Genomic DNA, 15,094 nt, shown 5'->3' on the forward strand with positions numbered 1-15,094 from the left:
TAGGAGTGAGTTTCATGGGGAAAATAGGAATGACCAAGCTGATGTTAGGCCTCTTCCTTTCAATAGGAATGTTGTATGCGCAGGCGGAACCCGGCGGACAACAAGCGGCAGCTAACGACGAGGATAGCCCTCTAAGAAAAATCATTTTAGATGATTTTGAAGAAGCTGAGGATTGGAGAGTCAAATCAACCACTCCTCTGGGCGAAACGAAAACACTTAAGCTCGTACAAAGAGGGCTTATGAAAGATGTTTTTGATGAAAAAACAGTGCCAGATAACGGTGGCGACAAGATCGAAAAGAATCATATTCTTGGGGTAAAAACTTTTTTTGCCGCTAAGGGATTCGATCGCGTTGAACTTTATCCTCCGCACGAATTTGTCATCAAGGGCAAAGTAAGACAAATCTCCGTTTGGGTACTCGGTCGTAAATACCGTCATACTCTTTTTGCGAAATTTCGTGATTACAAGGATACGACTCATAACGTGCGCCTTGGAAAATTAGATTTTTTCGGATGGAGAAAACTGACTGCTACGATTCCAGGTTATATTCCACAGAGTACGCGTTTCGCATTACTTGATAAGAATTTACATTTTGTATCGTTGTTCGTGACCTCTGATAACCATGAGGTAGCTGGAGATTTCTATTTCTATGTGGATGATTTGCAAGTTCGTGCAGATCGCTCGGAATCGAAATACCCTGGTTCAGAAATCAAGGACAATTGGTAAGAGGGGCATAAGGTATTCATAATGGAAAATAGAAAACTAACAACCCTTGCGCTTGCAACAATCACAGCAATAGCCCTCACAGGCTTTGCTCAAGCACAATATAGAGTCACAAATGGTGTCGCGACTTCCAACGGGAACGACATCACTTCCATGGAATTGAAAGCCATCACCATTGAATCCTGGGATGCACCGGTTGCGGCTGCACCCTACGGTTGGGAAGTGTCCACTGACAAAGATGGAGTCAACAAAGATGGCACGGGAGACATGAAGTATGATGATACAAACAAATACTCACCTGTACTCAACGACCCAATCAAGTCACCGCTTGTGATGCGTGAGGTGAAACTCGTTCCAGGAAAACCTACGGATGTCAAAAACGTAGATCCAGGTAATGCCAAGGTTCTTGGTGTTAAGTTCCAATTCACATATCCAGGGTATAATGTGGTCACCGTTCGACCTCCCAGAACTCCTGAGTATGAGATCACGAGAGCAAGACCTTACATCGACGACAACAACACGAAAAAATTTGATAAGATCTACGGAATCGAGACTCCTGGTAACGTAAAAGCGATCTCCGTTTGGGTTTTGGGTCGTGGAAATGAATACAATCTAGAGGGCTGGTTGGAAGATTATAACGGCAATAGCCACATATTCCAATTTGGTTCGCTCGACTTCGTTGGTTGGAGACCTATGCAGATTGATATCCCTACGGGGATCCCACAAGAAGCGGTTGCGTTTCCAGCTACGCGAAATTTGATTTTCAAACAATTTAAAATCCGTTCCAATCCCCATACAGGTGGCGAGCAGGTGTATCTCTTTTTTGATGAATTGCGAGTTTTGGCGGATACATTTGAAGTTCACTTCGATGGTGCTAACTTGGATTTTGATGAAGAAGATTGCAAAAACAAGATCAAATTGGAACAAATGTTACAGAAATCGGGAGCCATCTCTACAGGTGCGAAAGTGCGCGACTGTGGCGGTAGTACACAAGGAAAATAAACTCACTCATTTTTCTTTTTTCCCCAGAACCCAGCCCCGTGTGGCTGGGTTTTTTTGTACTTTACAAGATCACACGGTTCTCAAATTCTATCTTTAGGACTGTTCTTTTTGCGGATTCATCGCTAAATTTACCGTAACAACGTTTGGAACATTGACCACCCTTTATTGGAAATTCGAAGAGGGAGATTCTTCTCATGCCCGAGACTATTACCGAAGACAAATCGAACAAAACAGCAGATTCTGATAAGCTCACATCGCTTTTTAACGAAGAAATATACGTACGCGCAGACGCGAGTTCTGTTCCTGCCTCTAAATTTAAGATTTATGATGATATCATAGAAGCTTATAAGGCAGAAGGGACACTACCAGCTGCAAAACAAAAGATAGAAGACCACTTCAAAGAACACCCCGAGTCTATTTCTGCGAAATACATGCTCATGATTCTTTCCTTTATGGAAGATCCTATGGGCGATGCCAATCTCGTGAAGAGCATTCTTGATTCTTTTAAGGCTCATGGAAAGTGGACCATAATTGAATACATCACAGACTCCATTTTAAAATTTGGTGATTTGATTCTTGCTCTACGCGTAAAGGCGGAAGCACTTGATAAGCTAAAGAAAAACAAAGAATTAAAAGTTGTTTTGGAAAAGTTGGCAGTTAAGGACAAAAAGAATCCAGAAATCGCAAAAAAATATGCCCTTTCGATTATGGAAGAGGACAAGCCAAAAGCCATTTCTTATCTCAAACAAGCAGCTGAGATTTTTGCTAAAAACAAAGATTACCAGCAAATGGAAGAGATTTGGACGATCCTTGTTCAAAATAATTATGAAGATATCGCGTTCTTTGATAAGATAGAAAGAATCTTACTTGGTCATAGAGAAAAGACTCGCCTTGTCGGACTTCTTTATCCGCTCGTGGATCCTTTTAAGGCCATGGAAGAATGGGATCGTGTCATTTATTTTCTAAAAAAAATACTCGAGCATGAGCCAGCTTCTCAAAAAGCAAGAAACGAACTGATTCGTTCTTACAAACAAAAATATGTAAATCACTCGTTACTCGAAGACTTCCTCAAAATGAGTGAGTTGGGTAACAACCGTAAGCCGGTAAAAGTTTGTATTACTAACTTTGAAAGAAATATTGTATTTGATACTGGGAACTATGTAATGCACAGAAATTGGGGTGTGGGTAAAATTACTTCCATATCTCAAACTGGGGATTCCATTTTCGTCGATTTTGAAGAAAAGAAAGAACACAAACTCTCGATTCAAATGGCGATCACTTCCCTCAAACCGCTCAAAAAAGATCATATTTGGGTGCATCATTACGAAAGTAAAGAAGAAGTAAAATCTCTTTTCTCAGAAAATCTTCCGGAATTTTTGAAAGAACTACTAAAGTCGTATGACAACCGTATGATGGTTGCTGATATGAAAAATGAGCTCATCGGTGTATTTTTGAAAGCAGACGAATGGTCCAAATGGTGGGCAAAAGTAAAGTCTGTTCTTAAAAAAGAAGCCAATATTGGCATGAATCCTAAGAAAAAGGATGAGGTTGTTTACCACGAAAAGGCAATCACTCACTCAGAGACTCTCACGCAGAAATTCCAAGCAAATGCGGATCTAAATAAAAAATTAGAAATCGCCATGGAAGCTGTGCGCGATGCAGATGAGGCAGTGGAAGCTGGTGAATTTTTCATTTCACATTACGTGGATGAAGAAAATGCAAAAGACCCAGTTCGTAGATTGTCTGCTTACTTATATCTTTCAGAGGCAAGCAAAGCTTGGCCTAACGAAGAGTTTACGCACCAAATTCGCGAATCTGAACTTCAATCCATCATTCAGTCTCTCAGCAAAGAAGAAGCACTCAAAATCTCGAAAGGGCTAGAAAACACCGACATCAAAAAAGGCTTTAAGGATTTGATTCGTAAGTATCACCCACAAGCCATTGATATTCTTGTTGGCTTGCTATTTGAAGTTCCAGTCAAAGTGAACCGTTCTGTTTTCCAAAACTTAGTCAATGATGAGAAGTATGCAGAGTTAAATCTTTTTATTGAAACAGTTTCGAATAAGTCAAAGGATCATCCTGAGGTGTTTCTCTGGGTTGCCAAATCTATCCTTTCCCATACTTGGAAATTCGATTGGATGAATATCTCTGAAGACAATTTAGTTCTCCGGGTTTTTCGAATCCTAAAACCTCTTGCAAAGATTGAAGATAAGGGAACGAAATTAAAAAACCAAGCGATGGACATTCTCTTCGGCAAAGACAATACTCTGCTTCGTGAAACCTTGGCTCGGGAAGATGACGAATACGTTAGAAAGTTATATGCACTGTTTAGAGAAGTACCTTATGTTACAGATCTAGAAAAAGATCAGCTCCTTTCGCTTATCAATGAAGTGAAACCAAACATTGTCTGGGATGAGTATGAAGGTGAAGAAGAAGCTGATGATGATCCTTTAGCAAACCTTCCTGCCGATGTAGTGCTTGTTACGCGACAAGCGTTTAACGCGAAAAAACTTGATTTTGAGAACCTTGTCAATGTTGAGATGGTTGAAAACTCTCGAGATATTGGAGAAGCACAAGAAAAAGGTGACCTTCGTGAGAACGCTGAATACAAAGCCGCCATGGAAAAACAAGTTCAATTGCAAGCTGCGATCAAACGCCTGGAAGCCGAACTTAAAAGTGCTCGAATCCTTGATCTAAGCGAAGTGAAGACAGATAAGGTTGCGATTGGATCTACTGTGAAGTTGAAGAACAAACAGACGAACGAACTTGTGACTTACTCTATTTTAGGTGCTTGGGATGCTGATACGGAAAGAAATATCATCTCTTACAATTCACCTCTTGCAAAATCCCTTCTCGGTAAAACGGTAGGTAGTGATGCAGTACTTATATTTGGTTCAACAGAAACTACGTATGAAGTATTGGAAATCTCTCGTTATTCGATGAGTGGACAAGAAGCGTAAGAATCTTTTTTCCATCCGCTGGTAGCAATTAGATCCAGAAACGGTTCTGATTCGTTCCCCGCAAAATCAAAGGCCCTAGCTTCTAAAAGAAGGTAGGGCTTTTCTTTGTATAGGCTTTTTGGAAGAGTGACACGTATCGCTGTTCTGTCTGGATCGTATTCGTAAGGATACGGTTGGCCATCCAAAAGTAGTTCTACGTTTGTTTTAAATCCTGTGCCACTGTCTCCCAATACATAAAATCGATCTTCAAAACAGCTACTTCGCACTTCCGGCAATTCAATGTGTCGTGCTAAGGAAGTCATGGGTGCAATGTAAGGTGGAGCGTGGTCTTCGAGAACCATGACATAACCAAGTTTTCCCAAAAAAAATTGAAAACCTGCGCCTTTTCTTTTTTGTCGTATGGATGAAAATTTTCGAATGGATTCATCCCAAAAATATAGCGCATCTTTGGCGGTCGCGCCAGGACTAGGCAGAAATTCTCCGTGTCCTTCTCCTTTCCAAGTGAAGTTTTGGGCACTGATATGATAGATTTTACTTCTAAGAACAAGGCCTTTGGGAATGTTAAGAGGGATTTCTTCGGAAGTTGGAAATGTCACGATTGAGACAGAACCCATACCAGTAGATTCATTTTGAGAAACATCGAAGCTTACGACTTTGTCAGTAGAGAATACCTTTTTCCCACCTGCAGGTTTTTGCAGTTTATCCGATAGTTTTGATGCCTCATTGATGATGAGGAGTTTTGTTTTGGACCTGTTGCCTGTCGCATCGACGAGCCCTGCTTCGATCCATGCCTTCGCCATTACAGGGAATTCAGTTAAGTCAAAAGAATAACCTTCTTCTTTCCAGTTTTTTGGCTGCTCATAAAGATGATAAAAATAAACGGGAGGAGACAGAGAGGAACGATTTACATCGTAAAACTGATGTTTTTTTGACCCCTCTTCAAAAGATAGGAAATCAAAATTTCGCCTAAATATCTCCTTCTCATTTAAGAAGAGATCCATGCCATAAACATTGTTTTTATTTCTGGAACGAATGATATCATACCCGCTGATGCGAATTTTTACTTTTCCAGATAGCGATATCGAATTTACGACATCCTCATTTTCGTCCAGGAGTGTATACTCTCCCTTTGCAATTTCCTTCGCTTTAAAAAGAAGTGGCTTGGTAAGAGAATCTGACTCGATTAACATAGATAATATGGTAGGTGGAGTGACATCTTTTTGATGTAAATCAGGGAAATAGAGCGGATTGACGATTCCTTTGTCCGTCCGAAATTCAAGATGCAAATGAGAAATTCCAGAACCAGACTCTCCTGTCTTTCCGAGAGCGACTCCTTTTTTAGCTGGAAACATATTGCTTGGAAGTTTTAAAGAAAATCCTTCTTTCTCACCCATTAAAAAAAGAGCCTGCCTAAGAAGTTCTAAATCATAAAGTTCTCCACCAAATGTATGTAAGTGCGCATATTTAGATTTAATTTTATGTGTGGGATTATGAAAATTCAGAGAAAGTCCATATCCTATCTTCGAATAATTGATTTCTTCAACGTACCCATCAAAGGTCGCAAGAATGCTGTGACCATTCAGCCCATAGGATTTAAAATCAGAACCGAGATGCAAGTTATGATTTCGAATCTCAGCAAAAGTTCCAGTCACAGGCGAATAATAGGGAAGGGGAAACCCCACTTCTTCTTTGGGAATACCTGGTATTTTTCCTTCGGCAAAACTCTCCTGGAAAGAGAGAAAAAGGAATAGGATCACCTGGAAGGATAAAACGTTTTTCATATTCATCGGTGTTATCGCCGCGTGCTTGCTTTAGGGGAGAGTATTCGCGGGGGAATTCGTTTGCCAAGTAAAGTTTCACTAAGGAATGTGGTGTTGGTTTGCCTATTTTTATGTATTCTCGTGTCCTTTATCTTGTGATCTTACTTCTTTTTATCGCCCGATGCTCGCTTTTCAATCGAGAGCCAGGTCGACCACCAAAGATTGACGGTGTTCCCATTTCAGACGAAAAACGAATTCTTTACATCCAAAACGTAAGAAATAACACCTACGCAGCAGGACTTCATACTCGGTTGACCCAAATGGTCATCGAGGAAATTGATCGGAGAGGACGCTTTATCACGACTCGAGATAAGTCTAAGGCTACTTACCGGTTGTACGGTGAAATCGTACATTACCAAAAAGTGGGTGACCTTATGGATCTTGCTGACCAACAATTGACTTCGGAACTCTTTGTGGTGACTAGGCTTGAGCTCGTCCAAAGTGATTCGGGCTTGAAATTACCCTTAGAAAGAAATGAGATACCTGGAAGGGTCTATTTTTCTCCTCAACTTGGATACAGGGAGTCTGAGGTAGAAGCCCAAAACCGGCTGCTTCGGGTCATGGCACTCCGTATCGCTGAGGAAGCTGAGAGATCTTGGTATTATGCCGTTGCTGGCAAGATTGATTGAGGAAGAAGGATAGGGGGTAACATTTTGTCACAAGAACAATCGGTGAACGATGACACAAAAAAAGAGATGATGGCATTTGAACATTATCTAAAAGATAAGGGATTAAAAATCACAAACCAACGCCTTCTTGTCGCCGAGAAAATATTTTCCTCTCACAACCATTTTACGGCAGAGGGACTTCTTGATGAACTCAAAGACAATCAAGATCGCATTTCGAAAGCAACAATCTACCGCATTCTTTCCATTATGGTGGAAGCAGGATTACTTGCAGAACATGACTTTGGGAAAGATTATAAATACTATGAGCATATCATTGGGCATGCTCACCATGATCATATCATTTGCATTCAATGTGGACGTATAGTAGAGTTTATTGATGAACAAATCGAAGACTTACAAAAAAATGCCGCTGAAAAAAATGGTTTTAGCATCGTCGGGCACAGTTTAAATATTTATGCCACTTGTCAGAGAGTAGAAACCTGCGAGCATAATAAAAGAAAGTAGTGCCATTTCACTTTGCCGTAAATACGGAAGACAAAACTAGTTTTGCTCGTTCTGGCACTCTTGAGATCAATGGAAATGTCGTTCAGACTCCTGTTTTCATGCCAGTTGGAACGCGGGGCAGTGTCAAATCGCTCACATCTGAGGATTTGTATGAGATTGGCTATAATCTCATTTTAGGAAATACCTACCATCTCTATTTAAAGCCAGGTACAGATGTATTAGATCACTTTGGTGGTTTAAAAAATTTTATGTCCTACCAAAGGGCCCTCCTCACAGATTCGGGTGGCTTTCAAGTTTTTTCCCTTTCGGGACTTTTTAAATTTGAAGACGATGGTGTTCGGTTTCAATCGCACATTGATGGCAGTAGGCATAAATTCACTCCGGAATCAGTGATTGATGTCCAAAGAAGCATTGGATCTGACATTATGATGGTACTGGACGATTGTGCGCCTTATGGAAGTTCTGTGGAAAGACTCAAGGAGTCTTTGGAGAGAACACATAGATGGGCCAAAATTTCGGTTGACTACTGGCTAGAGAGGCCAGGTGACCAAAGCCTCTTTGGAATTGTGCAAGGAGGCACAAAAGCAGACCTTAGATTAGAGAGTTTGCAATATCTGCAGTCCTTACCCTTTCCGGGAATTGCTTTAGGAGGGCTTTCCGTTGGCGAGCCAAGACCCGAATACGTGCGTATTTTGGAAGCCGTGGCTCCTCATTTGGACCCAGCTAGACCTCATTATCTAATGGGTGTAGGAACGGTCGTCGACATCCTGGATGGGGTTAAAAATGGCATCGATATGTTTGATTGTGTTCTCCCCACGAGAAATGCGCGAAATGGTCAGGTATTTACGAGTTACGGTAAGGTAAACCTCCGAAATGAGAGCCATAGACTCTCTACTCAGCCCATTGACCCAGAATGCCAGTGTAAGGTTTGTAATAATTACAGTCTTGGGTATCTTAGACACCTTCATAAAGTGAAGGAGCTGAGTGCTTTCAGTCTTTCCACCTATCACAACTTATATTTCATGAAAAAGTTTATGTCAGAGTTACGAGAATCCATTGAAAATAAGGAATTTAGCTCTTTTTCTGAACATTGGAAAAAATTATATGCTTCCTGAAATTATTAGGTTGACGTACCTGTTTTTTTTTTATGTGATTGTACCGTCATTTCTACATTGAATGTAGCTTCACTGAGGAGTCTCTAGACACACATGGAAATCACTAGAAGGGAAAAAGATAAAATCGTAGTCCTCGACATTAACGGGGAAATCGACCTTTACAACGCTCCTGAAATTAAGGATGTTATTGCAAAATTGATTGAAGAGCAGAAATACTGCATCGTTATCAACCTAGAGAAAGTTTCTTATATCGATTCCTCCGGCATTGGAGCTTTGATTTCGAGCTTATCAAACTTGAAAAAGTATCAAGGTGGCTTAAAGATCATTAATGTTGCAGGTTCAGTACGAAAAGTATTTGAACTTACCAAATTAACCTCTTTTTTCGAAATCTTCGACAACGAAGACGAAGCCACTGCCGCATTCAAATAGGGAAGAAGGCATCCGCTTTCTTTTCTATTTGCTTCCCCCAAAGAACTAAGGAGTATATTATGTTACTTAAGTTAAAGACACCTGTCTTGCTTGTAACAATGTCAATTGCTATGTCTACAGTCGTTAACTGTGGGCAGGAGTTGCCATTGCAAGAGCTTGCGATCGCTAAAACGCAAGTAGAACGTGCTGAAAAATTGAAGGCTGAAGAGTATTCGCCTGACGAATTCCAAGAGGCGAAAAAAAGTCTCATTCAGGCAAACGAATACGCGGCTGAAGAAAAAGCCTCCGATTCAAAAAAGAGTGCCGATTATGCGATTTCTAAAGCCTATGACGCGTTGGAGAAAACATTGCCAAAGCTAACTGCAAAGACACGCGAAGAGGCAGTTGCCAATTTGGATGCAGCCGATGAAGCAAATGCAGCTGAATCCTCTCCTGAAGAGTTTAAAAAAGCAACGGAATTGAAAAATGCGGGCGATGCGAAACTAACATCTGCTGATGCCTCCCTTGCTGCTTATCTCCGTGAAGAAAATGATGAGAAAGCAAAAGAAGCAAAACGTGACCAGGCGCTGGGTGAATATGAGGAAGCTTACAACCTTTATCTTGAATCTAAAAAATCAGGACAAGATGCGAAAGCAGTTTCCCTCGAAAAATCAGACGCGATTCGTAAATCCGCGGATGAAGTAGATGCCAATTTACAGAAAGCTGGAAGATATTATAACGGAAGCAATCCTGCCGTTGAAGAAGAAAAAGCACGCATCCAAGCAGCATACGCTGATATTGAAGCGGGTAAACTCAAAGCTGCAGATGAAAAAATTAAAACAGCAAGAGCAGCTTCGGTTCCTCTTTTGGCTGCGTCTGTTAAAGACCATGCAAAAGACAGAAATAGCCAAGCTAGAGATGTGGTAGAAGATGCAAACGTTCGCTTCTCGGATCTAAAATCTGATGCACTTCAAAAATCTCCTGCGACAAAAGATGCTTATAGCAGCGCGCAGGAAAACCTTGGCGCCGCGAATGAATCACTCGCTTCCTCCTCAAATTTGTACGAGCAAGAGAAATATGAAGATTCACTTGCCCAATCAGAGGAATCGATTCGACTCGCTGAGATATCTATCGACCAGGTAGAAACGCTAAAACTGAATGGACTTGCGACTCCTTCCGATACGAAGAAAAAAGATCGCGCAACAACCGTTAAAGAAGATGGTAATAAATCAGATACTACAGAGACCACTGAGGTTACTTCTGATACCTCTAATGAAGGCGGTAGTTCGAATTTAAAAGATCTCGGAAAGGGATGGAAACAATACACAGTTTCTAAATCAAATCCAGCTGATTGCCTTTGGAGGATTGCCGAAAAAACAGATGTCTATAATGATTCAAAATTATGGCCAAGAATTTTCGAAGCAAATCGTGGTAAAATCAAGAACAAGAACCTGATTTACCCAAGACAGAAACTGAACATACCTCCGAAATCCGGTAAAATTGGCTCACCGCCAAGGAAGTAATTTTTTAGTCTAATTGATGTAAGAAAAGCTGTCTCAGGGCAGCTTTTTTTTTGCTCGGAGGGGGGATCACGATGGAGTCAATCAGAGGATACACGGAACCTGTCACTAAACTGACTGCAGGTGACTTTGAATCATTGGTTCAATTGGCATGGGCAGAGGACATGCCGAATGGAGATATCACGACAGACTCGCTTTTTAATGAAAATGAGCAGGCCAAGGCGACATTACTTTCCAAAGATGAAGGCGTGTTATGTGGAACAGCTGTCATTGATAGTTTGTTACAAAGAGTTGAAAACCAAGTTATCTATCATGCTGTCTTAATGGATGGTTCCAAACTTTCAAAAGGTTCGGTGATCGGAGAACTATCCGGTTCTCTCGCCATGATTTTAAAGATGGAAAGGATCATGCTTAACTTTCTCCAATACCTTTCTGGCATTGCGACAAATGCTTACTTAGTCACTCAAGAATATCCTAATTTAGTCATACTTGATACTCGGAAAACTTTGCCAGGTTATCGAAAGTTGGCAAAATATGCGGTTCATACAGGTGGTGGCTGGAATCATCGTTTGAATTTATCTGAAATGGCAATGTTAAAAGACAACCATATTGCAAAAGCAGGATCCATTCAGAGTGCCGTCTCGATGGTTCGAAAATTGCATCCTACTCGTAAAATAGAATTAGAAATTGATGGCTTAGCTCAACTCGATGAGGCCATTTCGGCTTCACCGGATATCATTCTACTTGATAATTTTTCTCTTACGGATACTCGTGAGGCGATTTTAAAACTTCGAAATGTTGCACCCTTAATCAAAATTGAATGTTCTGGAGGCATTACTCCAGATAAATTAAAAGCACTTTCCGAATTTTCAGCCGTTGGTGTGAGTATGGGCTATCTGACCCATACGGTTCGATTTTTAGATATAAGCCTGGAGATTCATTAGTGGGTTTATACCAAGACATAACAGAAAGTAGCGAACTTTTTCAAGCAATCGACAAAAGACTTGGACCAGAGAAGACGAACCTTGTCCGTAAGGCATTTGATGTTGCCAGTCGTATGCATGAGGGACAGAAAAGGTTATCGGGAGAGCCTTATATCATCCATCCGATGAACGTCGCCTCTATCTTGGATGAACTAGGTTTAGATGAAAGAGCAATTGCTGCTGGGTTACTGCATGATGTCGTAGAAGACACTAGCTATTCAAAAGAGGACATGGCCAAGGAATTTGGTGAGGACATCGCGGATTTAGTCGAGGGTGTGACAAAAATATCTGAAATTAAATCACAATCTAAAGAATCGGAAGCAGCAGAAAACATACGTAAGATGCTCATGGCAACGATCAAAGATGTTAGAGTGATGCTCATTAAACTCGCCGACAAAACACATAATGTTAGAACCTTAAAATTTCAACCGCCAGAAAAACAAAAGCGCATCGCAAAAGAGGTTTTGTCGTTATATGCTCCCATAGCGGGAAGGCTTGGTGTTTACAAAGTTAAATTTGAACTGGAAGATTTAGCGTTTCAAGCAATACATCCAGAAGAATACCAAGAAATTAAGAAACGGGTTGCAGCCAAAAAATCCGAGAGAGATGAATATATCGATAAGATAAAAATCATCCTTAAACAACGTTTAGCTGAAATCAATATTGAAGCGAAGATGGATGGCAGAGCGAAACATTTTTATTCGATCTATCGAAAAATGGTAACTAAGGAAAAAACATTTTCCGAAATTTTTGATTTGCGTGCTGTTAGAATCATAACCAATGAGATCAAAGATTGTTATGGAGTTCTTGGGATCGTACATACGCTTTGGACACCCATCCCGGGCCGATTTAAGGATTATATTGCAACACCTAAAACGAATTTATACCAGTCCCTTCATACGACTGTATTCGGTCCAGATGGAAGACCAATGGAGGTGCAAATTCGCACCAAGGAAATGAATGCGATCGCAGAAAATGGGATCGCGGCACATTGGGCATATAAAGAGTCATCTAATTTATCCAAAATTAGTTTATCGATGCAGCCAGGACTCGAAAATGCATTTCGCTTAAAATGGCTTGAAGTCTTAAAATCTTGGCAGGATCCCAATCTCGATTCAAAAGAATTTTTAGAAGAGTTACAGTACGATTTACACGAGGATGAAGTCTTCGTTTTTACTCCAAAGGGAGAAATTGTTGAAATGCAAAAAGGAGCAACAGTTCTTGATTATGCGTTTCGTATTCATACTGATGTGGGCATCCATGCAAGAGGTGGAAAAGTAAACGGACGTATGGTGACTTTACGAACTGAATTAAAATCCGGAGACCAAGTAGAGATCATCACAGAAAAAAGTGCGAAGCCTTCGCCCATCTGGCTTCGAATCGTTAAAACTCCATCAGCACGTCAAAAATTAAGACAATATTTTAGAAAATTACAAGAAGAGAACCAAAGAGAAACCATTGCTTCGGTACTAGATCAGCAAAATCAAGTTTATGATGAAAACGCGATTAAAGAAATTAAGAAGGTTAAAATCAAAAAACCTTCAAAAACGAATCCGAACAAACCTGAGAAAAAAGAATTCGGAGTCTCTGTGGCGGGTTGGACAGATGTTCCTGTAAGGATTGCCTCCTGCTGTACGCCGATCCCTGGCGATGAGATTATAGGTTTTATTACACGCGGACGAGGAGTGAGCGTACACAAAAAAGACTGCGATACGGCAAATAAACAATTGGAGTGGATGAAGACAATTCCCGTTAGGTGGGATGGACCTGGGGAACCAATTCCTGTTCAAATCGAAGTTCGTGCACGTGATGTGCAAGGTATTTATCTTTCTATGGTAGAGTGTATTTCGAATACAGAAACGAATATATTGGAAGCAGGAGCAAGCTCTCACCCTAATGGCACACTGACCGCAAAATTTATGTTAGAAGTAGATCATCTGGACCAACTAAAAGAAATATTAGATAACTTACGATTGATCGAAGGTGTTATTTTTGCCGAACGTGTTAAAAAATGAACCATTGAGCTTGGTTTGCGTTTAATTTAAAATAGAATCCATTAGCAAGATCTGCTATCGAGGGCTTTGGAAAGATACTATTTGAAATTTGATCCCGAAGTTCACCTGTGAAGTCCACAGGAGAGGTTAGCATCACTTTGCCGGAAAGCTCGTAAGACATGGGATTCCAGATCAAAAGTTCTTTGGTGTTAGCATAAGTTAGGAGATGCGCTAGGATTCTTCCGTCCCCGTAGAGATCATAAGAGAGTATAGTTCTTTCTATAATCGTTGGACGCGAATTTAGTATTTTAAAAATTCGCTCATAGTAAGATATGTAGGGTTCTTTTGTTTTCTCTTTATCTCTTTTTCCTAATTGAACTGGTAATTTGATTTTGTTTCCCATCTCTTGGCCATTATAATATAGCAATATACCGGGGATAAAACAAAGAAGACCGAAAAAATTTAAACTCTCTTCTTGGAAGTGCTTCGCAGATCTTTCTTCATCATGGTTTTCAAGAAAACGAATTGATTTGTTTTGGAATTCCAGGTTTGCATCAAGATGTTCACAGACCCCAATTCCGTTTTTATGACTTAAACGATCATATAGAGTTTTGTCGTAAGTACCGTCAAATCCGGCTGTTTGTAAATCATATTCTCTATTCCAGTAAGCTTCTGCATAAAATTTAAAATCTGGAAATTTCGATTTAACTTTTGAAATAAGTTCCTGCCAATAATTTATTCCTTGTTTTCCATGCGTGGAAAAAAACACATCAGCTAAAGCAAGCATAGCCATATCACATCTAACACCATCACAAAGTTTAGCGATATCCAGAAGGATCGTTAAATGAAGTTCTAATGTTTGAGGTTTTGAAAAATCCCATTGAACTGTATCTGTCCATCCATCAAAGTAAGGATCTCTACCATGGGCAAAGATTAATTTTGAGCTGTGCTGGAAGTGGTTTTTGTCAACCTGTTCGCCTCTTAGAAAACATTCTGGATGTGTGTAGAGGAGAGGAGTATCAAGTGACATATGGTTAGGGACAAAATCGAGAATCAGCTTTTTATTTCGTCTATGCAACTCATCCTTAAATCGCAGTAACTCGCTATCGCTCGTGAGTTCCAAATTTAGTTTGTAGTCATAAATTGCATAGGGAGAGCTGAGGATATCCTCATCAGTAACGTCGGTTAAGGCTCTCCTAAATTCATTTCTGAGGCCTTCATGGGACTGTGCAATTTTGCGGGAACCAGGGCTCATTTCCCAGATTCCCATAAGCCATATTTCATTGGCGGCAGAAACAGCTGGAATTTCCCAAAAATGAGAGTTCATTTCTCCGATTCTATATTCATTCTCTAAGCAAAAAATCCTTGAGTGGATCTCATATAAGCGAGTTTGATGGAAGGGATGTTTCATTTACGGTGACGTAAATTATGACAAAA

Annotated in this window: 12 protein-coding genes; 10 read left to right on the forward strand and 2 right to left on the reverse strand. The window is 40.4% G+C overall.

The genetic code is table 11. The features are described from left to right. Positions 1-14: 14 nt before the first annotated feature. The 3 genes from flaA2 (at position 15) to greA (ending at position 4,684) form a co-directional block, all read left to right on the forward strand. A complete protein-coding gene (gene flaA2, locus EHQ58_RS11825) occupies positions 15-725 on the forward strand; it encodes a flagellar filament outer layer protein FlaA2 (protein ID WP_135624091.1) in 711 nt (236 codons plus the stop codon). Positions 726-746: 21 nt separating this feature from the next. Beyond that, positions 747-1,724, forward strand: coding sequence for a flagellar filament outer layer protein FlaA1 (gene flaA1, locus EHQ58_RS11830; RefSeq protein ID WP_135624092.1), 978 nt, complete (start codon positions 747-749; stop codon positions 1,722-1,724). A 194-nt stretch (positions 1,725-1,918) separates the two neighbouring features. Next, positions 1,919-4,684 (forward strand): transcription elongation factor GreA, encoded by a 2,766-nt coding sequence (gene greA, locus EHQ58_RS11835; protein WP_135624093.1) that lies wholly within the window; start codon positions 1,919-1,921, stop codon positions 4,682-4,684. Here greA and EHQ58_RS11840 read toward each other — a convergent pair. After that, entirely contained in the window at positions 4,657-6,465 is a 1,809-nt protein-coding gene (locus EHQ58_RS11840; RefSeq protein WP_246047342.1) for a M23 family peptidase, read from the reverse strand. The genes greA and EHQ58_RS11840 overlap by 28 nt on opposite strands. 110 nt (positions 6,466-6,575) lie before the next feature. On the opposite strand from EHQ58_RS11840, the gene lptE reads away from it, so the two are divergent. The 7 genes from lptE (at position 6,576) to EHQ58_RS11875 (ending at position 13,678) form a co-directional block, all read left to right on the forward strand. Continuing rightward, the gene (gene lptE / locus EHQ58_RS11845; protein WP_135624299.1) at positions 6,576-7,133 is read left to right on the forward strand and encodes an LPS assembly lipoprotein LptE; all 558 of its coding nucleotides are present in this window, start codon (positions 6,576-6,578) and stop codon (positions 7,131-7,133) included. A gap of 66 nt (positions 7,134-7,199) precedes the next feature. Next, a complete protein-coding gene (locus EHQ58_RS11850; RefSeq protein ID WP_135624300.1) occupies positions 7,200-7,637 on the forward strand; it encodes a Fur family transcriptional regulator in 438 nt (145 codons plus the stop codon). Beyond that, a complete protein-coding gene (tgt, locus tag EHQ58_RS11855) occupies positions 7,637-8,752 on the forward strand; it encodes a tRNA guanosine(34) transglycosylase Tgt (RefSeq protein ID WP_135624095.1) in 1,116 nt (371 codons plus the stop codon). The genes EHQ58_RS11850 and tgt overlap by 1 nt, the downstream gene beginning before the upstream one ends. A gap of 93 nt (positions 8,753-8,845) precedes the next feature. Continuing rightward, positions 8,846-9,181, forward strand: coding sequence for an STAS domain-containing protein (locus EHQ58_RS11860; protein ID WP_135624096.1), 336 nt, complete (start codon positions 8,846-8,848; stop codon positions 9,179-9,181). 59 nt (positions 9,182-9,240) lie between these two features. Further along, positions 9,241-10,683, forward strand: coding sequence for a LysM peptidoglycan-binding domain-containing protein (locus EHQ58_RS11865; RefSeq protein WP_135624097.1), 1,443 nt, complete (start codon positions 9,241-9,243; stop codon positions 10,681-10,683). A gap of 71 nt (positions 10,684-10,754) precedes the next feature. Next, entirely contained in the window at positions 10,755-11,624 is an 870-nt protein-coding gene (gene nadC / locus EHQ58_RS11870; protein WP_135624098.1) for a carboxylating nicotinate-nucleotide diphosphorylase, read from the forward strand. After that, entirely contained in the window at positions 11,624-13,678 is a 2,055-nt protein-coding gene (locus EHQ58_RS11875) for a RelA/SpoT family protein (protein WP_135624099.1), read from the forward strand. Before nadC ends, EHQ58_RS11875 begins: the two co-directional genes overlap by 1 nt. On the opposite strand, the gene EHQ58_RS11880 is transcribed toward EHQ58_RS11875, so the two are convergent. Beyond that, a complete protein-coding gene (locus tag EHQ58_RS11880; protein WP_135624100.1) occupies positions 13,668-14,984 on the reverse strand; it encodes an alpha-amylase family protein in 1,317 nt (438 codons plus the stop codon). The two genes, EHQ58_RS11875 and EHQ58_RS11880, sit on opposite strands and share 11 nt — an antisense overlap. Between the last annotated feature and the right edge of the window lie 110 nt (positions 14,985-15,094).

The sequence above is a fragment of the Leptospira ognonensis genome, assembly GCF_004770745.1.
Taxonomy (GTDB): domain Bacteria; phylum Spirochaetota; class Leptospiria; order Leptospirales; family Leptospiraceae; genus Leptospira_A; species Leptospira_A ognonensis.